We start from the raw sequence: 23,231 nt of genomic DNA on the forward strand, positions 1-23,231 counted from the left end.
CCGAATGGCCGCCGAAGAAAAAGCGCGCCTAATCCTGAAAAGGCTCGGACCACCGGTGATCCCAGTCGACACCACCGAGATCGCCAAACGACTTGGCGTAGAGCTTCATGCGCTTCCCCTTGACGACGAACTGTCAGGAATGGCTTTTCGTGAAGGCGAAAAGCGCGTGATTATTGTCAATTCGACGCACCATATACATCGACGGCGATTTACCGCAGCTCACGAATTGGGACATCATGTCCTCAACCACATTTCCGACGACGTGCATGTGGATACTGCTGTATTTCACAGAAATGCGCGTTCGCGGACCGGTGAAGACGAGAAAGAGGTCGAAGCCAACGCATTTGCAGCTGAATTGTTGATGCCAAGAAGTGCCTTAAAAGTATTCGGAAACATTGATGTCTTAGACGATCTAGCGATAGCTAGGCTCGCCAAAGAATTTAAAGTTAGTCAATCGGCCATGGCAATTAGAATAGAGAACCTGAATGACAATCGGAATGCAGCTTTTCATACACCGTGACGCCTAGAGATAAGCTCCCCACTGATGTGGTGAAGCGCGACGCTTTATAAAACGGTGAATTCAACGTTAAGCGCCGCGAACGAGCGTCCGCGTGTCATCACTCGTCCGCAAGCTCATCCTCCGGCAAATACAGCTCGCTGCCCTTCTCGGCGTACTTCTCACTCATCTCGCGCATTCCCTCCTCCGCAGCAGCCTTGCTCGCTGCCGCGGTTTCCGCGCCCCACTTCTCGCTCTCCAAAAACCCCTCGGCGCTTTGGTTCTGTTTGCTGGCGAAGTCGCGGACTTCCTGGCTGATCTTCATGCTGCAGAATTTTGGGCCGCACATGGAGCAGAAGTGCGCGGTTTTGGCGCCTTCTGCCGGCAGGGTCTGGTCGTGGAAGTCCTCGGCGGTTTCGGGGTCGAGCGACAGGTTGAACTGGTCGCGCCAGCGGAATTCGAAGCGGGCCTTGCTCAACGCATCGTCGCGGACTTGTGCGGCTGGATGGCCTTTGGCCAGATCGGCGGCGTGGGCGGCGAGCTTGTAGGTTACCACGCCCACTTTTACGTCGTCGCGGTCGGGCAGGCCGAGGTGTTCTTTCGGCGTGACGTAGCAGAGCATCGCGCAACCATACCAGCCGATCTGCGCCGCGCCGATGCCGCTGGTGATATGGTCGTATCCCGGCGCGATGTCGGTGACGAGCGGGCCGAGCGTGTAGAAGGGCGCTTCGCCGCACACTTCCAGCTGCTTGGTCATGTTCTCCTTGATCTTGTGCATCGGCACGTGGCCCGGCCCCTCGATCATCACCTGCACATCGGATTTCCAAGCGCGGTGGGTCAGCTCGCCCAGCGTGTAGAGTTCGGCAAACTGCGCCTCGTCATTCGCATCCGCGATGCTGCCGGGGCGCAGGCCGTCACCCAAACTGTAAGCCACGTCGTAAGCCTGCATGATTTCCGTGATGTCGTCGAAATGTTCGTAGAGGAAGCTCTCCTTGTGATGCGCCAGGCACCATTTCGCCATGATGCTGCCGCCGCGGCTGACGATGCCGGTCACTCGTTTCGCCGCCATCGGCACGTAGGGCAGGCGCACGCCGGCATGGATGGTGAAGTAATCCACGCCCTGCTCCGCCTGCTCGATCAGAGTGTCGCGGAACACCTCCCATGTCAGGTCTTCGGCCACGCCGCCGACCTTTTCCAGCGCCTGATAGATCGGCACGGTGCCGATGGGCACGGGGCTGTTGCGGATGATCCATTCGCGCGTGTCGTGGATGTTGCGGCCTGTGCTCAGATCCATGACAGTATCCGCGCCCCAGCGGGTTGACCAGACCATCTTGTCGACTTCCGCCGCAACGTCTGACGCAACCGCGCTGTTGCCGATATTGGCGTTGATCTTGACTAGGAAGTTGCGCCCGATGGCCATCGGTTCGGCCTCGGGGTGGTTGACGTTGCTGGGGATGATGGCACGGCCCCGCGCCACTTCGTCGCGGACGAATTCCGGCGTGACGTATTCGGGGATTTCCGCACCCCACGAATTACCGTCCAGTTCCTTGCGCACCTGTTCGCGGCCAAGGTTTTCGCGCTCCGCCACATATTCCATTTCAGGCGTAATGACGCCTTGGCGGGCATAGTGCATCTGGCTGAGGTTCTTGCCCGACTTCGCGCGCAGCACGGTCTTCGCCACATTGGGAAACGCGGGCACGCCGCCTGAACGGTCCGGCCCGAGCTGGCCGTTGTCTTCCGGCTTTACCTCGCGTGCTGAGTATTCTTCCACGTCGCCGCGTTCCAGCTGCCATGGACGGCGCAGCTGCGGCAGGCCTGCGCGAATGTCGATGGTGGCAGTCTCGTCGGTATAGGGGCCGGACGTATCGTACACCCGCACAGGGGTCTCGCCGCCCTCCAGCGAGATTTCGCGCATTGCCACGTTAAGGCGGCCCACATGCACTTTCGACGAACCGCGGATGGGCCCGGTGGTGACGCCTATGTCGAATTTCGAGTTGATGTCGGCCATGGTTTCGCTCTCCGTTGGCGGGAGGGGAGCTGTGGCCGCCGGTACGCTGCAACGCGCGAAGCCCGCCCACTCCCTCCGCCGATGTTAATCGGTTCAGGTTCGACGGGTCGGATGGCGCTACCCATCCCTCTCAGCCTTGTATCAGCAGGCTCCCCGGGGATGTCTTGTCCTTACAGGGTCGGGCCCGTCCTGTCGATATGGATGACGATGCCACTGACCCGGCATTTTCGCAGGCCTGATTGGTCCATATACAAAGCGCCCGCAAAATATGTTTTATCGTCAAATGACTGTTAACTCTCGTTTTCTACCAAACCGGCAATCGGGTTGAAGGGGCGAGACTTTCATGGCCATGGATAATGGGGCGGCCACCTGCAGTGAGGCAGGTGGACTTTCTGCCATACAATTGCAGGAACAGGTCGACGAGAACCTGCGCTATGCCGCAGCCGCATCGTTTGCAGGCGTATTCAACGCCCTAATTGCGCTCGTGGTATTCTGGTCTGCGGCGCTCGCATTGCCGCTTGTACTATGGGGCGTTCTGGTCCTGATCGGTTCGGGTATACGCCTGCTGGTAATCCGGCTTGGTGACGACAAGACCCGGGAAAAGAAGCGCTGGATCGAAGGAATCGCGCTTTACAACGGGATCGTCTGGGGAGCTGGCGTGGCGGCAGGCGCCGCATTGGCAAGCCCGGCGCAATATGTCGTCGTCGTCATCCTGTGCAGCGGCATGATGGGTGCGTCGGTCACGACTTACACATCGATGGCGCGGGCGGCGATGCTGTTCGTGATCCCCGTCGGTATCGGCGGATTGATGGCGCTGATGATCCATCCCATCGCGCCGACTGTTCCGGGCATCGCACTTCTTGGGTGTTACATGATCCTGCTCGCCAGCGGCGCGAAACGCAGGCAATCGCGCTTCCTCGAACGGATCTGGGCGCGGGACCATCTGGCGCGCAGCAGCGCGACGGTAAAACTGCTGCTTAACGATTACGAATCGCAATCTTCGGACTGGCTGTGGCAGGTCGATTCTGCCGGCATCATCCTCAACCCGTCGGAACGATTTCGGGAGGTGTCAGGCATCGACGAGGACATGCCCGGCCATATGAGCTTTCTCGATCTTTTCGATGAGAGCCGCGGACGCGATATTTTGAAGGATCACATTCACGGGCAGCATCCGTTCCGCGACCTGACCCTGCGCCTGACGATCAGGGACGAGCCGCACTGGTGGACTCTCAGTGCGCAGCGCGATGACCAGGGCGGGATGCGCGGCGTTGCGGCGGATGTCACGGCACAGAAGCGGGCCGAAGAACGGGTGCGCTATATGGCCCATTATGACGAGCTGACTGAATTGGCCAACAGGTTCCTGTTTAACGAAACACTGCAGCGACATCTCAGCAAGATGGCGGAATACCCGGCTGGCGAGGCAGCAAACCATGCGCCCGACAACCAGTTGGCTGTGCTGTGCCTTGATCTCGATGGATTCAAGTCTGTCAACGACACGCTCGGCCACCCGACAGGCGACCGGTTGCTGGCCGTAGTGGCCCAGCGTATCCTGGGTTCTGTCCGAAACCAGGATATGGTCGCGCGCCTCGGCGGTGATGAATTTGCCGTATTAATTCTTGGTAACAAGGCTGCAGAACGGGCCGAATACATCGCAGGCCGCATCCTCGAAACGGTAAGCCAACCGTTCGATTTGGACGGGGCACAGGTTGCCACCTCGGTCAGTATCGGCATTGCATCGTGGAATCCGGCGCATGGCGCCGAAAAGCTCCACGGCCCTGTCAATGCGGCCACCATGATGAAGCAGGCCGACCTGGCTCTTTATGCAGCGAAGGAAGGCGGCCGAAACCGTTTTGCCCGGTTCGAACGCCAAATGGACATCGCGGCCCGCGAGCGTCGCGACCTCGAAATGGATTTACGGAACGCCTTGCAAAATGGCGAATTCGAGCTGCATTTCCAGCCGCTGATCAATATCGAAACAGGGCAGACGACCTCGTTCGAGGCACTGGTCCGCTGGAACCACCCCGAACGCGGCATCGTGATGCCAGACGATTTTATCGGTATCGCCGAAGATACAGGTTTAATCACCGAACTGGGCGAGTGGATCATCCGCCACGCCTGCCACTTGGCGTCCAACTGGCCATCGCATATGCGGGTGTCGGTCAATTTGTCGCCTGTACAAATGCGAAGCACGGGGCTTGTGGCCACAATCTTCAGCGCGATCGCGAATGCGGGGCTCGATCCATCCCGTCTGGAACTGGAGATTACTGAAAACGTCCTGCTGCACGACAGTGAGGCCAATATCGCCATCCTGCACCAGTTGCATGAATTCGGTGTTCGCATCGCTCTCGATGATTTCGGTACCGGCTACAGCTCGCTGAACTACCTGCGCAGTTTTCCGTTCGACAAGATCAAGATCGATCGCTGTTTCGTAACCGATCTGGCCGACAGCGAAGACTGCAAGGCCATCGTGCGTGCCGTCACCGAACTGGCGGGCAGCCTTGGAATGACCACCACTGCCGAAGGGGTCGAACTGGAAAGCCAGCTGGAAGAGTTGAAAGTGCAAGGCTGCACCGAAGCGCAAGGCTTCCTGTTCTCCCGTCCCGAACGGCCCGACCAGTTCACCGACTTGCGCGGCACCGGGCTGGACGCTGCATCGGATGGCGAACCGGCAAACCTTGCGATCCTGAAGCTTGCCAGTACCAAACCCGATACCGCTGACGACACCGAAGGCGCGCGCGGCCCGGCTATCAGGTCGGCGTAACCGCCGAGCCTCTACCTGACGCGCCGGGCATCAGGGACTAACTGGGCCGGGGGCGTCTATTCACTCAGCCACGCGCCCGCGCAGCATGACCCAGTCGACATCTTCCAGCACGGTCACATCGTCGAGCGGATTGCCTTCGACTGCGATCATGTCGGCTGAATAGCCGGGCGCGAGGCGTCCGATTTCGTTTTCCATTGCCAGCACTTTTGCCGCCACGGTAGTGGCGCTCGCCAGCGCGTCGCGATTGCTCATGCCCTGCCGCACCATCAGCGCGAATTCCTCGGCATTGCGGCCATGCTCGAACACGCCGGCATCGGTGCCGAACGCGATCGGCACGTTCCAGCGATACGCCTTGCCCATGAACACTTTGGCGGTTTCGGATACGGCGCGGATCTTGTCCTCCACAACCGGCGTGTAGATGCCCTTGCCCAGCCGCTCGGTCACGCCCTGAAACGCCATCAGCGTGGGCACCAGATAGGTGCCGTTTTCGCGCATCACCTTGGCGGCGGCCTCGTCCAGATACGTGCCGTGTTCGATGCTGTCGATACCGGCGCGGCTGGCAGCCTCGATCCCGCGCGCGCCATGGGCATGGGCCATCACTTTCAGGCCGAGCGAATGGGCTGTGTCCGCGATGCTGGTCATTTCCGCATCGGTGAAATGCGCTTCCAGCCCGCGGCCCTGCTGGCTGAGCACGCCGCCGGTTGCGGTGATCTTGATCGTGTCGGCCCCGTTCTGCGCGGCGCGGCGGACTTTCCCTGCGCATTCGACAGGGCCGGTGCAGCTATAGCCGGACGATAGGATCTCGTTAATTTCGGGGCGGAAGCCCGACACGTCGCCATGCCCGCCGACAATGGCAAGCGCCGGTCCGGCAGCAATAATGCGCGGCCCTTCGATCAGGCCTTCTGCCACACCACGCCGCAGGGCAAAGGCACTGTGCTGCGCCGCGCCCGCTTCGCGCACGGTGGTGAAGCCTGCGCGTAAGGTCTTCGCCGCGTTCTTCACGCCGACAACCACGCCCCATTCATCCGGCTCCACCGCCTCGCGCCAGAAGTCCCCGCCGGGATCGCCGGTCAGGTGGACATGCAGGTCGATCAGGCCGGGCAAAACGGTCTTGGTCGCAAGATCAACGACGCGCGCGCCGCCGGTTGGCGCGGTATGTCCGTTGTCGATCCGCAGGATCCTGCCATCCTGCACCACGATGGTAGCGGGTCCGGTCGGCCGGGTATCGGCATCGGCCAGCACGCTGCCCGCATGTATGAACAGCAGTTCCGGGGAAGCAGCCGCATCTTGCGCAGTTGCAGGACAGGCCAGCGTGGTGGTTATTGTAAAAGCACCTAGTACTGCCATTTTACCAATGAAGGTCATCATGCTATCTCCCTTGAGCCCAGTTCATGCAATGCGAGGCTCGTACCAGCAAGAGGAGGCACGCGATAATGCGAATTACATTGGCGATAGTTTTGGCAACATCATTGGTTGCGGTCCCTGTATTGGCGCAGAAGGGCGATACGCCTCCGTCGAACGAACCGTCCGATCCAAGTGAGGAGATCGTCGTTGCCGGGCCCGGTGATGCTGATGATCGACAGAACGAGCGCGAAGCGGCGAAAACCGTGTTTGCGGGTTCCAGAATTGCGCGTCAGCCCCTAATCGTCGACACACCGATCGCGACCAATACCAGCCTTGGCGGGCTTACTCCGGGCAGCGGAATGGACCCGGCGGGAGGCTACACCCGCACCCGACGGACCAAAACATGCATTAGCAGCGATCCGGCCATGAGCAAGCGTGCCGCATGCCTGATGGGCGAGGCGCAGGCGGCTTATGCAGCTGGTGACATGGCCGAGGCGGACCACCTCTATGCGGCAATAGCCGATATGCCCGAACTCGGGATCGATGAACGGCGTGCCGCGATGGAATGGCGTTACCGGCTCGCCCGTCAATCGGGTGCCAAGGAAACCGCCGAGGCTGTGCTTGAAGGGTTGATAGACAGCGGATCAATGGATTGGGCGGACGAGGTATCGGCCCGCCGCAGTCTGGTGGCTTCCGCGCTTCGTTCGGGAGACAAGGGCCTGGCGCTGGAACGGCTTGTAAGTTTACGCCAAGCCGGCATGGCCGATGCCCAAAACCTGGCCAATCTGGCGATCCTAGGGCGCGAACAGGGTCTGCCCGATACCGCTGAAACCATGCGTGCTGCCATTGCAAAACTGGAAGCGGATGGCCGCGATATCCCGGCAGGATGGCGCGAGTTCGCTGCAGAGACTAACCCGAACTGACGCGCGCACGGGCGCTCAAATCACCACCTCTTGCCGGTCCATTTGCCGGATACGGCACGGGTTTGCCCCGCGCGCAGCTTTATGGTTAAGGTGCGCTCACAATATTTCAGTCGAGAGGAATAATATGCTTCGTCACGCTTCTGCCCTGAAGGGCGCCCTGATTGCAGCCACCGTGCTGGTGCCCGCCAGCGCGCTGGCCCGTCCGATGACACCGGAAGATGTCGCCAAGCTGGAAAGCGTGGGTCAGGTCGCCGTATCGCCCGATGGCAGCGGTGTTGCACTTACCACTGCCAGCCTGCCCGACATCACCGACGGCGAAGACAACGGCTTCACCACGCAGCAGTTGAAGATGGCTTACGGTCCGCAAAACCTGCGCGACTTCCTGCCTGACGATATGAACGTGTCTGGCATCGAATTTTCCCCCGACGGCCGCATGGTCAGTTTCTTGTGGGCGAAGGATGACGAAGACCGCGCGGTCTGGGGCATTCCGGTCGATGGCGGGGCGCAGCGCAAGCTGGCCGCGGTCAAGGATGCGGGCGTTCGTTCCTACGTCTGGGCGCCTGACGGATCGCATATGCACCTGCTGGTCGGGGCGGAGAAGGACACTGCGCGCGAGGATGAGAGCGATGCGGGCTTCAATGCGATCGTGTATGAGGAAGAGGCGCGGCTGAACCGCCTGTTCCGCGCAAATATCGGCATGGAAGTGGATGCGGAGCCGCAGGCGCTGACCCTTCCCGGCTACGTCAGCGCATTCGAGATCGCGCCCGACGCGCGCACCGCGATCATTCAGACCGCGCCGACGCCCAACGTCGACGACAGCTACACCGCCAAGCGGGTCAACATCGTCGATCTCACCAGCGGAGATGTTCGCGCAGTGGTCGCTACGCCGGGCAAGCTGGGCGATGTCGAAATTTCGCCCGACGGCCGCCAGCTCGCGATGATTGCAGGGATCGACGTCAACGATCCGGCGGCAACCACGCTGCACTTCGTCGATACGTCGACCGGGAAGTTCACGGTCCACAACGCCAACGCGCCCGAAGCGGTCATCGACACCGAATACATGGCCGACGGGCGCATCTTGGCGGTCGTCCATATCGGCGCGCAAAGCGTGCTACGGATCCACAATCCCGACGGTTCGCTGGTGCGCGAGGTCGATCCCGGCGCATTGATCCTGCGAAGTGTCACCGTGGGCGGTGACAAAGTGCTGGTGACGGCGGACAGCCCGACCCATCCGCGCGAACTCTACGCGCTGGACGGCAATCGTTTCGTCCGCTGGACGCAGCATAATTCATGGCTGGCCGATATCGACATGGGCAAGCAGCGCACCTTCACCTACACCGCGCGCGACGGGCAGCAGGTCGAAGGCGTGCTGGTGGAACCCGTCGGGGGCATCCCGGCAGGCGGCGCGCCGCTGATCCTGGACGTGCATGGCGGCCCGGAAGCGCATGACTCCAACGGCTGGACGACCAACTATTCCGGTCCCGGACAGGTGGCGGCAGGGCAAGGCTATGCTGTGTTCCAGCCCAACTATCGCGGCTCGACCGCTTACGGCACGCCGTTTTCCAAGCAGCACCAGAACGACTATGCCGGCAAGGAGTTCAACGACCTCGTCGACGGCAAGCGCGCACTGGTGTCCGCCGGGATCGCCGATGCCGACCGTACCGGTATCACCGGCGGTTCCTATGGCGGCTATGCTACCGCATGGGCGTCTACCGCGCTGAGCGAGGAATTTGCCGCCGGCGTTATGTTCGTTGGTATTTCCAACCAGATCAGCAAGTTCGGCACGACCGATATCCCGAAGGAAATGTTCAACGTCCACAGCCGCAAATGGCCATGGGAAGACTGGCAGGGAATGCTGGAAGTCAGCCCGATCTATCACGTCGAGAAGGCCGAAACGCCGCTGCTGATCATGCACGGCGCGGAAGACACGCGCGTTGCGCCCAGCCAGTCCTACGAGCTGTATCGCAACATCAAGGTGCGCAAGCCCGAAACGCCGGTCAGGCTGGTGCTATATCCGGGTGAAGGCCACGGCAACGCCCGCGCCGCATCGCGTTACGATTACAATCTACGGATGATGCGCTGGTTCGACACCTATCTCAAACCGGGCAACCGCGATGCAGAGCTGCCCGACGCCCGACCCATGCTAGCCGAAGGGGTCACCGGCGCGAAGTCCAAGGACGACGACGAGAGCTGACGGGCAAACGTAAATAGTAAAGAAAGGCGGGCGCTGCGAAGTGTCCGTCTTTTTTGTTTGGCCTCAAGCGCCGGCGGTCGCATGCGCTCCCTAAGGCTATCCTCGCGCTTCGCGCTGCGGGCGGCCCGCTGGGCCTATGACTACCGTGGCCAGGTTCCGGATGCTATTTCGATAGCGTAGCGCAAGTTCGGTCCGCGACCAGCGGACCGCAAGGCCGAACGGCCGCCCGAGCTTATGCGAGGAAGCAAGGGGACCGGATGGTCCCTGCCCGCAGGGTCCAAACAAAAACCCCCGCCGGCGCTTGAGGCTAAACAAAAAACTTAACGCAACCATCACCACCCAACTTTCCACATTGGAAACTTATCGCTTGCCAATATGGAAAGTGCCGCCTATCACTTTCCGTATTGGAAAATGAAGGAGCACGAAGATGAACCATGATCAAGCGAGTGCCGCTCTGGCCGGAGTAAGGCAGGCTAACCATCGGCTCGCAGAGAGAACCCGCTGGCCATTGGGTCGCCATGCAGCATTCGGCTTGGCCGAAAGCCTGCTTGTTTTCGGGCTGTCTTTGCCCACGTCATATCTGGCGCTGTTTGCCGTTCTGGCGATGATCACGGTTCTGCTGGTGATCCGCAGCGACAAGCGAACGCATGGCATGTTCGTATCTGGCTTCAAAGGCGGGCGCACCACGATTGTATTGCTTGGCACGACCGCGCTCGTCGTCTGCTGTGCAATCCTGTCGTGGATGTCCCGCGGAGACCCCTTCCCCGCTCTAATTCCCGTGCTCGCGACAGCGATCTGCTTCCTGGGTTGCACGCTGGGAAGTTACGCATGGCAGGGCGTTTATAATGACGAACTGGAGGCGCGTTCGGCATGAGCGTGGCGGATATTGATACCGTGCTGCATCCCCCCGCAAGATTGCAGATTGCAGCCGTGCTGGCGAAAGTGGACGAGGTGGAATTCGCGGTCCTGCGCGACATTGTGGATGTCAGCGATTCCGTGCTGTCCAAGCATTTGTCCGCATTGGTGGAGGCAGGTTACGCCGAAACACGAAAGGCGGCCGTCGACGGCCGCCAGCGAACCTGGGCCCTCATCACCCGCGCAGGCAGGAAGGCATTTGCCAGCCACATGACCGCGCTACACGCGCTGGTCGAAGCGGCGCAGGATGCTGTCCCTCAGAACGTATAACCCAGCCCTGCGCCCAACAGGAACTGGTCCGCACTGCCGCGAATGCTGGTCAGCGGCGTGCGCTTGGCATCGCCCAACAGCCGCGAATACCCGGCGATGGTGGCAATGGACAGGCCGCCGTCGGTCAGATCGCCGCCCAGGTCGAACACCACCAGCGCATTCACCCCGGCGCTGTTGAAGCCGCCATCGGCCTGGTATGCGGGCAGCCCAACTTCCGGCAGCAACGTCTGGCGCGGCGTGACTGTGTAGTAATAATCCGCAAAATCGTCACTGACATAGCTGGTGCTGAGCGACAGCGAGGTTGCGATCCCCCGGCTCAGCGGCGTGAAGTAGGTGAGCGAAGGGCTGATCCGGGCGCCATTATGCGCGCCCGCCACGTCGAACAGTGCATCAACGGTAAACGTCATGCTGTCGAACGGGTTGAGCACGCCGGAAAATCCGATGCCCGCCGTCGGGCCGACTTCGATAGCCGTGTCTAGTTCGCCCAGCGCTTCGACCACGGGGTCTTCGATATTGTTGGCTCGATCGCCGTTGATACGGCCCGCTACGCCCAGCGAGATGTTGGGACCATTCTCGAAGTCTGGCATGAAGTCGAATGCCAGACCGCCGGGGCGCGGATTGAAATCAACGCCCTTGTAGGAACCTTGCACCAGCGGCAGCGGGAAAACGACGTAATCGTCCGACCCGGAATAGCTCGGCCCGAATGCCGCGCCGGCACCAATAGTTAGGAAGTCGCCGGCAAACACGCTGTCGGCAAACGGATCGCCGGGTACGCCTTCTTCCTCGATCGCTTCGTTATCGATGGCCGCGCCGTCCAGCCCCGGTTCGCCCTGGGTTTGCGCCGCCAGCGGAGCGGCGATGGCGAAAGATGTGGCGATGGCAGTTCCGGTGAGCCGCGCGGCGATGAAGGTTTTGGTCATAAGAATGCTGTCCTGCGAGTTTCCCCTGCCCCTTAGCCGTTCGCACGGGCCTTGTCGAAGGTGTGTTCTTGTCTGGCGCCCTTCGCCCGCGCGAGCTAGGAACGCGGCGTGAAGAAATTCCGCAAATGCGATATGGCCATCATCGGCGGAGGGCTTTCGGGGGGGCTGATTGCACTGGCCGCAATACGGGCGCACCCGAAGCTCGACATCGCACTTATCGAGGCTGGCGAAACGCTGGGCGGCAACCACCGCTGGAGCTGGTTCGAAAGCGATCTCGATCCTGCTGCCACCGCCCTGCTAGCGCCGTTTCGCAAGACCGAGTGGGATACGGGCTACGATGTGCGGTTCCCGGCTTACGCCCGCACGCTGGATGCGCGTTATCGCAGTCTTGCCAGCGAGGATTTCGATGCGGCGCTGCAGCGCGAACTCAACCAGGGTAGCATCGTCACCGGGCAGGCTGTCACGCGCTTCGATGCAAGCGGCCTGACACTGGCCGATGGCAGCACTATAGATGCACGAACCGTCATTGACTGCCGCGGCATCAGCGATGCACCCGAACTCACCGGCGGGTGGCAAGTGTTCATGGGCCGCCATATGCGTACTGCCGCGCCGCATGGACTCGATCGCCCCATAATTATGGATGCAACGGTTGCGCAGCACGGTGCCTACCGGTTCGTCTACGTACTGCCCCTGGGTGCGAACGAGGTTTTTATCGAAGACACCTACTATGCCGATGAGCCGGCGCTCGACCGCCGTGCGCTGGGTGCCCGGATCGAAGCCTATGCCAAGGCCAATGGCTGGGACGGAGAGATCATCGGCAACGAAACCGGCGTACTTCCGGTGATTACCGGCGGCGATTTCGGCGCGTTCCAGCAGGCGCGCGCGACCCCCGGCGTGGCATTGGCCGGCGCGCGCGGCGGATTTGTCCACCCGCTCACCAGCTACACCCTGGCGATGGCGACCCGCATCGCGTTGCTGGTGGCGAATAACGCGTTACTTCCCGGCGACCAGCTTGCCGCGCTGCTGGCGGTCGAGGCGAAGCGGCACTGGCAGCGCACCGGTTTCTACCGTCTACTCGGCAATATGCTGTTCGGCGCGGCCGAGCCTGACGAACGCTACCGCGTGTTCGAACGGTTCTACCGCCTGCGACAGCCGCTGATCGAGCGGTTCTATGCCGCGAATTCCACTTTTGCCGATAAGGCCCGGATACTTTCGGGCCGCCCGCCCGTTCCGGTTTCGCGGGCCATCGGCGCGCTTGTGGGCGCCCGCCCCAATCTGATTAGAAAGATTACATCGTGAGCGTAGAAGGCAAGACAGCCGCCATCATCGGATCGGGCTTCGGCGGGATGGCACTCGCCATCCGGCTGCAATCCGCAGGTGTTCAGACGACCGTGATCGAGGGCCGCGACAAGCCCGGTGGCCGCGCCTATTTCTGGGAGAAGGACGGGTTCACTTTCGATGGCGGGCCAACAGTCGTCACCGACCCGCCCTGCTTACAGGAATTGTGGGAGATTTCCGGTCACGATATGGCAGAGGACGTGGAACTGGTCGAAGTCCAGCCATTCTACCGCCTCAACTGGCCCGACGGCACGAATTTCGATTACACCAATGTGAAAGCGGTTCTCGACGAGGAGATCAGCAAACTCGATCCTGAAGATGTTGCAGGATACGAACGCTTTTTGGAATACAGCGCTGGCGTATACGAAGAAGGCTATGTGAAGCTGGGCACCGTGCCTTTCCTTGACTTCAAATCCATGTTGAAAGCCGCACCGGCGCTCGCCAAGAAGCAAGCCTATCGCAGCGTCTATTCGATGGTTTCGAGCTTCGTCAAAAGCGAGAAACTGCGTGAGGCGCTGAGTTTTCACACGTTGCTGGTGGGCGGCAACCCGTTCAAGACCAGCGCGATCTATACGCTCATCCACAAGCTAGAAAAGGATGGCGGCGTCTGGTGGACGCGCGGCGGCACCAACCGGCTGATTGCAGGCATGATCCGGCATTTCGAACGGCTCGGCGGTACGATGCGCGTCGGCGATGCGGCGGTCGAGGTGCACACCACGGGTGCCAAAGGTCAGGAACGGGCAACCGGCGTGGAATGCGCCAGCGGCTGGAAGCAGGACTTCGACGCCGTGGCGACCAATGCCGATATCATGCATTCCTACCGCGACCTTTTGAAAAACTCCAAGCGCGGAAAAAGTTATACCAAGACACTGGCGAAAAAGACCTTTTCGCCTGGCTTGTTCGTGGTGCATTTCGGGCTGGAAGGAACCTGGCCAGGCATCGCGCATCACATGATCCTGTTCGGCCCGCGCTATAAGGGGCTGCTGGAAGACATCTACGATCACGGCGTGTTGCCGGAAGATTTCAGCATCTATCTTCACCATCCGACAGTAACCGATCCCAGCATGGCACCGCCGGGCAAGAGCACGTTCTACGCCCTCGTGCCAGTCGCTCACATGGGCAAGCTGGCAGTGGACTGGGACGAAATCGGCCCGATCCTGGAAAAGCGCATTCTGGACGAGATCGGCCGCCGCCTGATCCCCGACATCCACGACCGCATTGTGACCAAGTTCAGCTATGCGCCCAAGGACTTCGCTTCGGACCTCAACGCCCACCTCGGCAGCGCCTTCAGCCTGGAACCGGTGCTAACGCAGAGCGCGTGGTTCCGCGGCCACAATCGCGACGATGTGATCGGGAATTTCTACCTTGTCGGCGCGGGCACGCATCCTGGCGCTGGTATTCCGGGCGTGGTTGGCAGCGCGAAAGCGACCGCTGGACTGATGCTGGACGATCTCGCCGGGTGACGCGACACTCATGAAACGCATCGCCATCTATTGCGGTTCGGCCACGCCGGCGGACATCCGCTACATGCAGCTTGCGCGTAATATCGGCCGCACGCTGGCGGAGCGCGGTATCGGCGTAGTGTACGGCGGCGGCAGACTCGGATTGATGGGTGCGGTCGCAGGCGGCGCGCTGGATGCGGGAGGGGAAGTGATTGGCATCATTCCCGAAGCACTCGCGACAGCGGAAGTGGCCAATGGCGATTGCAGCGAATTACGCGTGGTGGCCGGTATGCACGAACGCAAGCGCGCCTTCACCGACATGTCCGACGGCTTCATCACCCTGCCCGGCGGTGTGGGCACGATGGACGAATTATGGGAAGCGATGAGCTGGGCACAACTCGGCTATCATTCGAGCCCTGTCGGATTGCTCAATGCTTTCGGCTTTTACGATTACCTGCTCGCATTCGTGGAACAAATGACACAAGCGGGTTTCGTTCGGGAGCAACATCGGGCTATCCTGCTGGCCGATGCGGACATTGCCGCGCTGCTTACGCGTATGGAAGCCTATGTTCCGCACACGCCGATCCTGGCGATGGAGGCGAGCGATCTTTAAGCGGGTATGGCCAGAAACGGGGGACGAGGTTTGAGTACGCAGCGCCCGCTTTCCCCATCACGCATGATGCGCGAAACCCCCCAACTGTCCGGCGGTGGCCGGCACCGTGCCGTGCTGGTGCAAAAGGCGCGTGAAAGCATTGCGAAGGGCTCCGTCAGTTTCGACGTCGCATCGCGCCTGTTCGACAAGGACACGCGCGAACGGGCCTGGCTGCTTTATGCATGGGCGCGTAAATGCGACGATATCGCGGACGAGCAGGATCACGGGCACAAGCTTGGGGAACAGGCCAACAAGCAGGACAAGGTGCAGGCCATCCGCGTGCTGACCCAGCGGGCGATGGACGGCCTGCCCACCGCAGACCCGGCCTTCGATGGCTTCGGTGTGGTGGCGCGCGAATGCGGTATCACGATGGAAATGGCCAATGACGTGATCGCCGGCTTCCGACTGGACGCGGGCGACTGGCGACCCAAGACCGAAGGCGACATGATGCGCTATTGCTATCACGTCGCGGGCGCGGTTGGCGTAATGATGGCACGCGTGATGGGTGTTTCAGCAGGCGATTCTGAAACGCTCGACCGGGCATGCGATCTCGGCCTGGCCTTCCAGCTTGCCAATATCAGCCGCGACGTGGTGGAGGATGACGCGGTGGGGCGCTGTTACCTGCCGGCGAACTGGCTGGTGGAAAAGGATTTCGAACCCGGTCAGCACGCCATCCCCGCCAATCGCTTCGTGCTCGCAAGCCTGATGCCACGCATGATCGCGCTGATGGAACATCACGAGGCCTGGGCGCGCGTTGGAATCAAACAGCTGGGTTTCCGGCAACGCTGGGCGGTGCTGTCCGCCGCGCGCATCTACGGCGCGATCGGGCGTAGGGTGCTGGATCGCGGACAATTGGCTTGGAACAGCCGCACCGTCATCGGCCCGCTGGAAAAGGCGGCGCACGTCACTGCGGCATTTGGCGAGGCGCTGGCCAACAATCCCGCGATACCCGAAAACCCGCCCCGCTGGACCCGGACCGAGCTGCAACCGCCCAAGGGGTGGTGAGGGGGTCGGTTCGGCGCTCGCATTTCATTGCGCCCCCGGCTAAACCGCCCGCATGATTGCCAAACTCCTGATCGCCAATCGCGGCGAAATCGCCTGCCGTATTATCCGCACCGCCCGCGAAATGGGCATCGCCACCGTGGCGGTCTATTCCGATGCCGATGCCAAGGCGCTGCACGTCCGGCAAGCGGACGAGGCCGTGCATATCGGCCCCTCGCCCGCGAACGAAAGCTACCTCGTAGGCGCGAAGATTATCGCTGCGGCCAAGGAAACCGGGGCGGAGGCGATCCACCCCGGATATGGTTTCCTGTCCGAAAACGCAGACTTCGCGCAAGCCGTCATCGATGCCGGGCAGATCTGGGTTGGCCCCAAGCCTGCCAGCATCCGCGCCATGGGCCTGAAGGACGCCGCCAAGACGCTGATGATGGAAGCAGGCGTGCCCGTCACTCCCGGCTATCTGGGGAAGGACCAGTCGGTCGCGCGCCTTAAGGCCGAAGCGGACGCCATCGGCTACCCCGTGCTGATCAAGGCAGTCGCAGGCGGCGGCGGCAAGGGGATGCGCAAGGTCGAACAGGCCGCCGACTTCGAAGCCGATCTGGAAAGCTGCAAACGCGAGGCCAAGGCCAGTTTCGGCAATGACGAAGTGCTGCTGGAAAAGTGGATCACCTCCCCCCGCCATATCGAGGTGCAGGTGTTCGGCGACAGCCACGGCAATGTCGTCCACCTGTTCGAACGCGACTGCTCGCTCCAGCGACGCCACCAGAAAGTGATCGAGGAAGCCCCCGCCCCCGGCATGGACGAGGCCACGCGCGAGGACATCTGCGCCGCCGCCGTGCGCGCCGCCAAGGCGGTCGATTACGAAGGCGCGGGCACCATCGAATTTATCGCCGATGCCAGCGAAGGCCTATGCGCCGACCGTATCTTCTTTATGGAAATGAACACGCGTTTGCAGGTCGAACACCCGGTAACCGAGGAAATCACCGGGGTCGATCTGGTGGAATGGCAGCTGCGCGTGGCGAGCGGGGAGCCAATCCCGCTTAAGCAGGACGAGCTGAGCATCAACGGTTGGGCCATCGAAGCGCGGCTCTACGCGGAGGACCCGGCGAAGGGGTTTTTGCCGAGTATAGGTCGACTTTCAGAATTCGATTTAGGGTTCCGAGGTAGGATCGAAAGCGGCGTCGATCTTGGCGACGAAATCACACTGCACTACGATCCTATGATAGCCAAACTCGTTGCTAAGGGCCGAGATCGCGATCACGCGATTTCACAACTGAGCGCAATGCTAAGTCGAGCCGAAATCTGGCCGGTAAAGACGAACGTTCATTTTTTGCTGCGTTGTATCAACGACGAAGAGTTCCGCGACGCCGACCTCGATACAGGCCTCATTGGCCGGAAATCCGACGATCTGACCGTTCCAATTAAGCCAACCGAGAGCGAGCTGGTCGTTGGCGCGCTCAATCTGCTGATGGTGCAAACTCGAGATCAAATGGGTTTTCCCTTGCTTGATGCGAATGGTGTGCGCGACCATCGCATTAGCGACAGCGCCAAGCTGAGTCCCCTTTTCGGGTTCCGCCTCAACAGCAATCCAAACAGGCACATCAGGCTCCGAGCCGATGGAGGCCCCGCCGAAGTCACTTTGTCGGAACCGTTGCTTGGCGCTGACGAAATTGACTACAGTCGATACGGCGCGAGTTGGAGTCGATTAGTCGGCGGCGCAGCCCATCGGTTTGAATTGGTTTCGATCGACGAACGCGGCACCGGTCAAGCCTCCGCCGCCGACGGCGCGATCCTTGCGCCGATGCCCGGCAAGGTCATTGCGGTCGATGTGGCCGAGGGTGATGCGGTCACGGCGGGCCAGCGGCTGATGGTACTCGAGGCGATGAAGATGGAACATGCGCTGACCGCTCCGTTCGAAGGGGTCGTAACCGAATTCAATGCCAGCGAAGGCGGGCAGGTGCAGGTCGAGGCGGTGTTGGCGGTGGTGGAGGCTGCGGAAGCCGACTGATCCTCCTCAGAATGGGGAGGGGGACCAAGCGAAGCATGGTGGAGGGGCAAGTTGCCACCAAATAGACTTTAAACACTGATGGTGCCCCTTCACCACCTTCGGCGGTCCCCTCCCCGTGCCGAGGAGGATTTGTGACGCTCACCCAGCCTGCCGCCGCCCGAACAGCTTGCCCCGCTCGCTGAACAGCACCACGGCCAGCGCCAGCAGCGCGCAGCTCAGCATCGCGATGGCGAGCGGACGGGCGGTGCCGTCATAGGCGTAGCCGATCGCGCTGCCCAGAACCGCGCCCGTTATCATCCGCAGGCTGGTCTGCGCCGAAGATGCCGCGCCTGCGATATGCTGGAACGGTTGCATCGCGATGGAGCTGAAATTGGCGCCGATGAAGCCAAGACAGGCCATTGATGCACTTAACAACGGCACGAATTGCCACAGGCTCTGGTCTGGCTGGCTGGCGGAAATCAGCTGCACGATAGCGACGACGATGAACACGAACAGCGCCGCATGGCTCACCCGCCGCGCACCGAACCGTTCGACGATCCGCGAATTGGTGAAATTCGCCAGCACCATGCCCAGCACCGCGCCGCCGAAGATGAAGGCAAAATTGTCGCCCGCGCCGAAGCTCTCGCCGATCAGCTGCTGCGCGGAATTGAGAAAGCCGAACAGGCTGCCGAACACCAGCGCGCTGCCGATGACATAGCCGATTGCGCCGCGCACGCTCAGGGCAGCGCCCATGTTTTTCAAAATCGTGGCGGCGCGGATTTCCTGCCGGTTTTCCGGCGTCAGACTTTCCGGCAAACGCAGCCAGACCCAGAACGCCACACCGCCGCCGACCAGCGCCATCACCCAGAATATCGCGCGCCAGCCCGCCAGATTGAGGATCACCTGCCCCACAAACGGGGCCAGGATCGGCACCACGAGGAACACCATCATGATGAGGCTCATCATGCGCGCCATCCGGTCCCCGCCCACATAATCGCGCACGATCGCCGCCGGCACCACTGCCAGGCTGGCACAACACAAGCCCTGCAATAGCCGGAACGCCACGAGCATGGTGAAATTCGTCGCCATCGCGCAGGCCGCGGACAGCACGATGTAGCAGACCAGCGCGAAGGCTAGCACCGGGCGACGGCCGAACCGGTCGGCAAAAGCGCCAGGGAACACCGCGCCCAATCCAGCACCCAGAAAATAGGCCCCGATCACCAGCTGCCGATTGTTGCCGCCCGCCCCCAGATCGTCTGCAATCGCGCCCAATGCCGGCAGCATGGAGTCGATCCCGAACGCTTGCAGGCTCATCAGCATGGCCATCAATACGATCAGTTCGCGCTCGCCAAGCGGAGCGCGTTCGAGGGTTGCGGTGGTGGCCATGCGCCGCCTTTGCGCCTGTTGTGCAGCAAAGAAAAGCGGCGCAGTCGAATCGCGCGTAGTTTCGCCCTATATCCCCACCGTGAGCGAATCCCCCGACCCCGATGCTGCCCCCGAAACAGACGCCCTGCGCAAGATCATCCATGTCGATATGGATGCCTTCTTCGCCAGCGTCGAACAGCGCGACAATCCGGAATTGCGCGGAAAGCCGGTGGCGGTAGGCGGGTCGAGCGGGCGCGGCGTGGTGGCAGCCGCCAGTTACGAGGCGCGCAAGTTCGGCGTGCGATCGGCGATGCCGTCGGTCACGGCCAAACGCCTGTGTCCGGACCTGATCTTCTGCAAATCGCGCTTCGAAGCCTACCGCGAGGCAAGCGGTATCATCCGCGAAATTTTCAACCATTTCACGCCGCTGGTAGAACCGCTCAGCCTCGACGAAGCGTTCCTGGATGTGACCGATGATATTCATGCCCTCGGGAGCGCGACGCGCATTGCGCAAGCCGTCCGCAAGCAGATATTCGAACAGACGCAGCTCACTTCCAGCGCCGGCGTCAGCTACAACAAGTTCCTCGCCAAGCTGGCCAGCGACCAGAACAAGCCCAACGGAATATGCGTGATCCGCCCCGGCCAGGGCGCGGCCTTTGTGCAATCGCTACCGGTCCGGCGGTTTCACGGCATCGGTCCAAAGGCGGAGGAGAAATGCAAGCGGCTGGGGCTGGCAACAGGCGCCGATATCGCGGCCAAGGAAATCACCTGGCTAACCGCGAATTTCGGCAGTTTCGGGGAATATCTGTTCCGCGCTGCTCGCGGCATCGACCTGCGCCCCGTTCGCTCCACGCGGCAGCGCAAATCGGTCGGCGGCGAGCGGACTTTCCATGAGGACCAGCACGCGCCTGACGAATTGCGCGAAACATGCGAGCGCATCATCGACATCGTGTGGGAACGGATCGAGCGCAACGGCGCAAAGGGGCGCACAGTCGTGTTAAAGCTGAAATATAATGACTTCACGCTGCATACCCGGTCCAAATCGGTGCCTTATCTCGTGGCTGACAAGGACCAGTTTGCAGCCATCGCGCGGGACCTTTTGGAAGAGGAAATGCCGCTCGCCCGCCCGATCCGCTTGATGGGTCTGACGCTCAGTTCGCTGGAAGGGGTGGTCAAGGCAACGCGCAAGGAGAAAGCAGCACGGGCGGCGCAGCTGGATCTGCTTTAGTTTGCAATCTGGACCCGGCGCAGCGCTACAGTGCCGCTCTAATCCAGCAGTCTCAGCCGAGTTGCCGCGACCTGGCTGAGAGCATCCGGCAGCGCATCGCGCGCGAACCAGCGCGCCTCCACGATCTCGCGCCCATCCGGCGTCACGCCACCCTCGGCCAGCCCGGTGAACACGTGCGCGGTGTGGGACGTGCCGGACAGTGTTTCGGCAAGCTCGGCCAGTTTTGCGAGGTTCGGCACATCCACGCCCAGCTCCTCGCGCAGCTCCCGCCGCGCAGCATGTGCGGGCGCCTCTCCGCTTTCGATCCCCCCACCTGGCAGCGCCCATGTCGGCGGGCCGTAACTGTGCCGCACCAGTAGCACGTGGCCCGCCGCATCGCGCAGGATTACCGAAACCCCTTCCAGCTGCGGTTTGGCGATGCGCCGGTAGGTATGGCGAGTGCGGTGAGCGAAATTCAGCGCGAATCGGTGGAGCGGCGCGGGCAGGATCCGCTCCGCCAGCTGCTCGATCAGGCGAAGCATGTGACCGGCAATCCGGCCTTGCGCGCTGCGCCCAGCACGCGCGCCACGGGCAGGTCGTTGTCGCCTTTTGCAGCAGCATCGAACACCGCGCGCTTCTTTGCCGAGCCACCGAGCGTGAACACCAGTGCATCGGTCGCCAGCAAGCTTGGGATGGTCAACGTGACACGGTCGAACGGTGCCTCGGGCGGCAACGGGTCGGGCGTCAGGCGCTTGATTTGTGCAGGGTCGTCGGCGCGCGGATCGGTGTTGGGGAACAGCGAGGCGATATGGCCATCCGTGCCCATGCCGAGCCAGGTCAGGGCGAAGGGCGGCACCTGTTCCATAATGGTCAACGTGGCCACATCCGCGCCCGCCGGTTCGAACAATGCGCGCAGCTTGCCGGTATTAGACGCAGCGTGAGTTTCGGGCACGACGCGGTCATCCCCCGGCCATACGGTCAGCCGGGCAAAGTCCAGATCGCGTATTACCAATTCTTCGAAGATCGGGAACGGGGTGGAGCCGCCGGGCACGGTAATCGCCACCGGTCCACCCTGAACCAACGCCGTTCCGATGCTCTGCGCCATCCAGCCGGCAATGGCAGCGGGTTCGGCGTGGTCGATGATTTCGATGTTGGTCATACATCACCCTAACGCATAAGGGCCGCCGCCGGATAGTCCCGGCGGCGGCCCTTCGCCGTGCATTCGTCTGCGCTATTTCAGCGTGGAATCGAGGAACCACACGCGTTGTTCCGCCATGTCCGTCCATTCGTCGAGCATGCCGTCGGTGGCGTTGTCGCCGGCTTTCTCAGCCAGGTCTTTCAGACCCTTCAGACGTTTTACCAGCGCGGCATTGTCGTCGCGCAATTCCTTGACCATCGCATCGGGTTTCAGGGACGTGTCGTCCTGGTCCGCAATCTGCGTGTGCTGTGCGACCGACGCGACCGAAGTCAGCGTCATGCGGCCGTTCTTGCGCACGCGTTCACCGATGTCGTCGATCTGATCGCGGACTTCGATCGCCTGTTCGTCGAACAGCAAATGCAGGTCGCGGAAGCGCGGCCCGGTGACGTGCCAGTGGAAGTTCTTGGTTTTGATATAAAGCGCGAAATGATCGGCGAGCAGCCCGTTCAGTTCGGCTACCAGTGCGCTTTTGGAATTGTCGCCGCTTTTGGTGTCGCGTTCGGCCATGATGTCTCTCTCGTTTAAAATTCGGAAGTGTCGACAAGGAAACGTGCCGCAACGCCCTGGGTTTCGCAGTTTTGCGCGAATTGTGTGATCGCCGCGCACGATCGAAGGCAATTACGCGCCGATCAACCCGCGCGCGGACAAGCCGATGACAATAGCCAACACTCCCGTAACGACGCCGAGCGCCACGCGGATCAGGCGCAGCGGTAACAGTGCTTCCCACTCGCCCGCCATCCACCATGCCGCAGTAAGCGCCAACATCGCTCCCAATGCACCGCCGAACCCGGCAAGCCATGGTACACCAGTCGCGGCTGCCAACGCGAATATGGCGAACCGCGCAGCATCGGTCAGCTGCCGCAGAAACAGCACTGCGCCGATTGCGGCGACGGAGCGCGTGGGCTCTTCTGGCGTTGCCATACGGTTCGGCCATAGCAGCTCACCTGCCGCCAACAGCAGCGCCAGCGCTACCAGCATGGTCTTGGCAGCGGATGGCAGTATGGCTGCGATGCTTGCTCCGGCTGCGGTCATGATCGCGGCGGTCCCGGCCGATACGATGCAGGCGATCAGCAATAGCGGAACGGCGGGGCGCGCCTTGCTGCCCAGGGTCTCGCTCAAACGCGCAACGATGATCTGATCGCGCGCGCCGGTGCTGAACAGCAACACGGCGACGAAAGCGAACAGCAGCGAGGCCATGACTAAATTCGGCCG

At 61.7% G+C, this 23,231-nt stretch carries 20 protein-coding genes and 1 riboswitch; of the genes, 12 read left to right on the forward strand and 8 right to left on the reverse strand.

Going from position 1 to position 23,231, the window contains the following annotated elements:
* Positions 1 to 4: 4 nt before the first annotated feature.
* Positions 5 to 520 (forward strand): ImmA/IrrE family metallo-endopeptidase, encoded by a 516-nt coding sequence (locus tag HME9302_RS09475; protein WP_115366810.1) that lies wholly within the window; start codon positions 5 to 7, stop codon positions 518 to 520.
* 97 nt (positions 521 to 617) lie between these two features.
* Here HME9302_RS09475 and thiC read toward each other — a convergent pair whose 3' ends face one another.
* A complete protein-coding gene (gene thiC, locus HME9302_RS09480) occupies positions 618 to 2,504 on the reverse strand; it encodes a phosphomethylpyrimidine synthase ThiC (protein ID WP_115367642.1) in 1,887 nt (628 codons plus the stop codon).
* A gap of 53 nt (positions 2,505 to 2,557) precedes the next feature.
* Positions 2,558 to 2,670: riboswitch (TPP riboswitch) on the reverse strand.
* A 177-nt stretch (positions 2,671 to 2,847) separates the two neighbouring features.
* Here thiC and HME9302_RS09485 point away from each other — a divergent pair.
* Positions 2,848 to 5,265 (forward strand): putative bifunctional diguanylate cyclase/phosphodiesterase, encoded by a 2,418-nt coding sequence (locus tag HME9302_RS09485; protein WP_115366811.1) that lies wholly within the window; start codon positions 2,848 to 2,850, stop codon positions 5,263 to 5,265.
* 60 nt (positions 5,266 to 5,325) lie between these two features.
* On the opposite strand, the gene HME9302_RS09490 is transcribed toward HME9302_RS09485, so the two are convergent.
* Complete coding sequence (locus tag HME9302_RS09490) at positions 5,326 to 6,633, reverse strand: metal-dependent hydrolase family protein (protein ID WP_230079951.1); 1,308 nt, start codon at positions 6,631 to 6,633, stop codon at positions 5,326 to 5,328.
* 65 nt (positions 6,634 to 6,698) lie between these two features.
* Here HME9302_RS09490 and HME9302_RS09495 point away from each other — a divergent pair, with 65 nt between their 5' ends.
* The 4 genes from HME9302_RS09495 (at position 6,699) to HME9302_RS09510 (ending at position 10,911) form a co-directional block, all read left to right on the forward strand.
* Entirely contained in the window at positions 6,699 to 7,532 is an 834-nt protein-coding gene (locus HME9302_RS09495; RefSeq protein ID WP_147270800.1) for a hypothetical protein, read from the forward strand.
* A gap of 124 nt (positions 7,533 to 7,656) precedes the next feature.
* Positions 7,657 to 9,726 carry a S9 family peptidase gene (locus HME9302_RS09500; protein ID WP_115366813.1) on the forward strand — a complete coding sequence of 690 codons (2,070 nt, stop codon included), beginning with the start codon at positions 7,657 to 7,659 and terminating at the stop codon, positions 9,724 to 9,726.
* Between the two features lie 427 nt (positions 9,727 to 10,153).
* Positions 10,154 to 10,600, forward strand: a complete 447-nt coding sequence (locus HME9302_RS09505) for a hypothetical protein (protein WP_147270801.1) — start codon at positions 10,154 to 10,156, stop codon at positions 10,598 to 10,600.
* Positions 10,597 to 10,911, forward strand: a complete 315-nt coding sequence (locus HME9302_RS09510; RefSeq protein ID WP_115366815.1) for a transcriptional regulator — start codon at positions 10,597 to 10,599, stop codon at positions 10,909 to 10,911. The genes HME9302_RS09505 and HME9302_RS09510 overlap by 4 nt, the downstream gene beginning before the upstream one ends.
* On the opposite strand, the gene HME9302_RS09515 is transcribed toward HME9302_RS09510, so the two are convergent.
* Positions 10,899 to 11,831, reverse strand: coding sequence for a MipA/OmpV family protein (locus HME9302_RS09515; RefSeq protein ID WP_115366816.1), 933 nt, complete (start codon positions 11,829 to 11,831; stop codon positions 10,899 to 10,901). The genes HME9302_RS09510 and HME9302_RS09515 overlap by 13 nt on opposite strands.
* 108 nt (positions 11,832 to 11,939) lie before the next feature.
* Between HME9302_RS09515 and crtY the strand changes: the two genes are divergently transcribed.
* The 5 genes from crtY to HME9302_RS09540 all read left to right on the forward strand — a co-directional run bounded on the left by crtY (position 11,940) and on the right by HME9302_RS09540 (position 18,270).
* Positions 11,940 to 13,130, forward strand: a complete 1,191-nt coding sequence (crtY, locus tag HME9302_RS09520) for a lycopene beta-cyclase CrtY (protein ID WP_326833162.1) — start codon at positions 11,940 to 11,942, stop codon at positions 13,128 to 13,130.
* Positions 13,131 to 13,177: 47 nt separating this feature from the next.
* Positions 13,178 to 14,632: a phytoene desaturase gene (locus HME9302_RS09525; protein ID WP_115367645.1), complete on the forward strand. Its 1,455-nt coding sequence runs from the start codon at positions 13,178 to 13,180 to the stop codon at positions 14,630 to 14,632.
* 10 nt (positions 14,633 to 14,642) lie between these two features.
* Positions 14,643 to 15,224 carry an LOG family protein gene (locus HME9302_RS09530; protein ID WP_115366817.1) on the forward strand — a complete coding sequence of 194 codons (582 nt, stop codon included), beginning with the start codon at positions 14,643 to 14,645 and terminating at the stop codon, positions 15,222 to 15,224.
* 66 nt (positions 15,225 to 15,290) lie between these two features.
* Complete coding sequence (locus HME9302_RS09535; protein WP_181815731.1) at positions 15,291 to 16,268, forward strand: phytoene/squalene synthase family protein; 978 nt, start codon at positions 15,291 to 15,293, stop codon at positions 16,266 to 16,268.
* Positions 16,269 to 16,320: 52 nt separating this feature from the next.
* Entirely contained in the window at positions 16,321 to 18,270 is a 1,950-nt protein-coding gene (locus HME9302_RS09540) for an acetyl/propionyl/methylcrotonyl-CoA carboxylase subunit alpha (RefSeq protein WP_115366819.1), read from the forward strand.
* A 138-nt stretch (positions 18,271 to 18,408) separates the two neighbouring features.
* Here the strand turns inward: HME9302_RS09540 and HME9302_RS09545 are convergent, their stop codons facing one another.
* Entirely contained in the window at positions 18,409 to 19,635 is a 1,227-nt protein-coding gene (locus tag HME9302_RS09545; RefSeq protein WP_115366820.1) for a multidrug effflux MFS transporter, read from the reverse strand.
* Positions 19,636 to 19,714: 79 nt separating this feature from the next.
* Here HME9302_RS09545 and dinB point away from each other — a divergent pair, with 79 nt between their 5' ends.
* Positions 19,715 to 20,842, forward strand: coding sequence for a DNA polymerase IV (gene dinB / locus HME9302_RS09550; protein WP_230079952.1), 1,128 nt, complete (start codon positions 19,715 to 19,717; stop codon positions 20,840 to 20,842).
* 38 nt (positions 20,843 to 20,880) lie between these two features.
* Here the strand turns inward: dinB and HME9302_RS09555 are convergent, their stop codons facing one another.
* The 4 genes from HME9302_RS09555 to HME9302_RS09570 all read right to left on the reverse strand — a co-directional run bounded on the left by HME9302_RS09555 (position 20,881) and on the right by HME9302_RS09570 (position 23,216).
* Complete coding sequence (locus HME9302_RS09555) at positions 20,881 to 21,363, reverse strand: NUDIX hydrolase (RefSeq protein ID WP_115366822.1); 483 nt, start codon at positions 21,361 to 21,363, stop codon at positions 20,881 to 20,883.
* Positions 21,351 to 21,980 carry a 6-phosphogluconolactonase gene (locus HME9302_RS09560; protein WP_115366823.1) on the reverse strand — a complete coding sequence of 210 codons (630 nt, stop codon included), beginning with the start codon at positions 21,978 to 21,980 and terminating at the stop codon, positions 21,351 to 21,353. The genes HME9302_RS09555 and HME9302_RS09560 overlap by 13 nt, the downstream gene beginning before the upstream one ends.
* A gap of 72 nt (positions 21,981 to 22,052) precedes the next feature.
* On the reverse strand, positions 22,053 to 22,526 hold the full coding sequence (locus tag HME9302_RS09565; RefSeq protein WP_115366824.1) for a Dps family protein: 474 nt from the start codon (positions 22,524 to 22,526) through the stop codon (positions 22,053 to 22,055).
* A gap of 111 nt (positions 22,527 to 22,637) precedes the next feature.
* Positions 22,638 to 23,216 carry a hypothetical protein gene (locus HME9302_RS09570; protein ID WP_115366825.1) on the reverse strand — a complete coding sequence of 193 codons (579 nt, stop codon included), beginning with the start codon at positions 23,214 to 23,216 and terminating at the stop codon, positions 22,638 to 22,640.
* Positions 23,217 to 23,231 lie beyond the last annotated feature (15 nt).

Source organism: Alteripontixanthobacter maritimus, assembly GCF_003340475.1.
Lineage (GTDB): Bacteria > Pseudomonadota > Alphaproteobacteria > Sphingomonadales > Sphingomonadaceae > Alteripontixanthobacter > Alteripontixanthobacter maritimus.

Bases quoted from the DNA above. Each gene is read 5' to 3' on its own strand.
- HME9302_RS09555 (WP_115366822.1), bottom strand. From the start codon at position 21,363: ATGCTTCGCCTGATCGAGCAGCTGGCGGAGCGGATCCTGCCCGCGCCG.
- HME9302_RS09490 (WP_230079951.1), bottom strand. From the start codon at position 6,633: ATGATGACCTTCATTGGTAAAATGGCAGTACTAGGTGCTTTTACAATA.
- HME9302_RS09560 (WP_115366823.1), bottom strand. From the start codon at position 21,980: ATGACCAACATCGAAATCATCGACCACGCCGAACCCGCTGCCATTGCC.
- HME9302_RS09475 (WP_115366810.1), top strand. From the start codon at position 5: ATGGCCGCCGAAGAAAAAGCGCGCCTAATCCTGAAAAGGCTCGGACCA.
- HME9302_RS09485 (WP_115366811.1), top strand. From the start codon at position 2,848: ATGGCCATGGATAATGGGGCGGCCACCTGCAGTGAGGCAGGTGGACTT.
- HME9302_RS09505 (WP_147270801.1), top strand. From the start codon at position 10,154: ATGAACCATGATCAAGCGAGTGCCGCTCTGGCCGGAGTAAGGCAGGCT.
- HME9302_RS09570 (WP_115366825.1), bottom strand. From the start codon at position 23,216: ATGGCCTCGCTGCTGTTCGCTTTCGTCGCCGTGTTGCTGTTCAGCACC.
- HME9302_RS09565 (WP_115366824.1), bottom strand. From the start codon at position 22,526: ATGGCCGAACGCGACACCAAAAGCGGCGACAATTCCAAAAGCGCACTG.
- thiC (WP_115367642.1), bottom strand. From the start codon at position 2,504: ATGGCCGACATCAACTCGAAATTCGACATAGGCGTCACCACCGGGCCC.
- HME9302_RS09515 (WP_115366816.1), bottom strand. From the start codon at position 11,831: ATGACCAAAACCTTCATCGCCGCGCGGCTCACCGGAACTGCCATCGCC.
- HME9302_RS09540 (WP_115366819.1), top strand. From the start codon at position 16,321: ATGATTGCCAAACTCCTGATCGCCAATCGCGGCGAAATCGCCTGCCGT.
- HME9302_RS09510 (WP_115366815.1), top strand. From the start codon at position 10,597: ATGAGCGTGGCGGATATTGATACCGTGCTGCATCCCCCCGCAAGATTG.
- HME9302_RS09530 (WP_115366817.1), top strand. From the start codon at position 14,643: ATGAAACGCATCGCCATCTATTGCGGTTCGGCCACGCCGGCGGACATC.
- HME9302_RS09500 (WP_115366813.1), top strand. From the start codon at position 7,657: ATGCTTCGTCACGCTTCTGCCCTGAAGGGCGCCCTGATTGCAGCCACC.
- HME9302_RS09545 (WP_115366820.1), bottom strand. From the start codon at position 19,635: ATGGCCACCACCGCAACCCTCGAACGCGCTCCGCTTGGCGAGCGCGAA.
- HME9302_RS09525 (WP_115367645.1), top strand. From the start codon at position 13,178: ATGGCACTCGCCATCCGGCTGCAATCCGCAGGTGTTCAGACGACCGTG.
- HME9302_RS09535 (WP_181815731.1), top strand. From the start codon at position 15,291: ATGCGCGAAACCCCCCAACTGTCCGGCGGTGGCCGGCACCGTGCCGTG.
- HME9302_RS09495 (WP_147270800.1), top strand. From the start codon at position 6,699: ATGCGAATTACATTGGCGATAGTTTTGGCAACATCATTGGTTGCGGTC.